This window comes from Nocardioides sp. NPDC059952 (assembly GCF_042730435.1).
In the GTDB taxonomy this organism is placed as follows: Bacteria; Actinomycetota; Actinomycetes; order Propionibacteriales; family Nocardioidaceae; genus Nocardioides.
This window is the reverse complement of record NZ_JBHWLY010000179.1, coordinates 1-1,042: the sequence shown is the minus strand read 5'-3', so window position 1 is coordinate 1,042 and position 1,042 is coordinate 1. Positions and strand designations below refer to the sequence as shown.

Annotated in this window: 1 protein-coding gene; it reads right to left on the bottom strand. The window is 69.0% G+C overall.

Annotation, left to right across the window (positions count from 1 at the left end; genetic code table 11):
• Positions 1 to 1,042: hypothetical protein (locus ACFV9G_RS30030; protein WP_378733162.1), on the bottom strand; the 1,042-nt coding region annotated here is incomplete at both ends.

Genomic DNA, 1,042 nt, shown 5'->3' with positions numbered 1-1,042 from the left:
GGCTGAAGCCAGCGGCAGCCATCTGCTTCCTGAGCAGGCTGATGTCCTTCTCCAGGACCTTCTGCCCGGCCGCCTGGCTGTTCTTCTGCTCGGCGACAGCCTGGGCGTGCTCCTGCGCGGCCTTGGCCGCGTCGAGGAATGCGCCCTTTACCTTCCGGCCCTTCTCGCTGGTGACGTCCAGCGACTTGCCGTTCTCCTTGACCGTCTTGGTCAGGTCGGCCAGCGACTGCCGGAAGGAGATCTCACGCTCGGCCGTGGAGATCGCCGTGCCGTTCAGCTTGTTGAGGGCGTCGCTCAGCTTCTCCGCCTCGCTGCGCTGGTCCGCCATCTCGTCAGCCGACATACCGAGCTGCTTCGCCAACTCGGCCTGCGAGTCGGCCGACAGCTTGGTCTGCGTGTCGGTCGCAGTCAGGGCGTCCGCGTAGCCGGGCAGCAGAGTGCGCAGCTTCTCCGTGCTCGTGCCCTGCGCCTCAGCCTCCTTGGCCAGACGGTTGAAGGCCTGCGCCGCCACGTCCGGCGCACCACCGTCGACGAGACTCCGCAGGGCCTCGTCGACGGCGTGCAGCTTGTCGCGGGCATCGTCCAGGCCGGCAGAGTCCGACCCGAGGTGGGTGATCGTGTAGAGGCTGTCGCCGATCCGGTTGAGGGCGCTCGGGTGGGCGATGCGTGCGACGGCCTCGCCGAACCCGTCCAGGTCCTGCCCGAACGTCTTGACCAGCTCGCCCGCTGCCTTCCCCGTCTTGGCGAAGTTCAGCAGGGCGTTACCCATGGCCGTGATGTTGGGCGGGGCGTCCCGGAACTGGGCCTCCAGCTTCTCGACGCCCCAGGAGATGGCGGCCAGGCCAGCGACCACAACGCTCAGCCGTCCGAGGCCCATCATGAGCGCCCGGGTCCGGGCTGCGGTGATGCCCAACTCAGTCAGCGCGGTGCGGGTGGCAGCGATCCGCGGCAGCAGCAGCAGGAACCCGGCGACGGCGAGGCCTGCGGCACCGCCGATGCCTGTCATCAGGGTCACGGTGTGCTGGAGCTCGGGCGGCAGGTC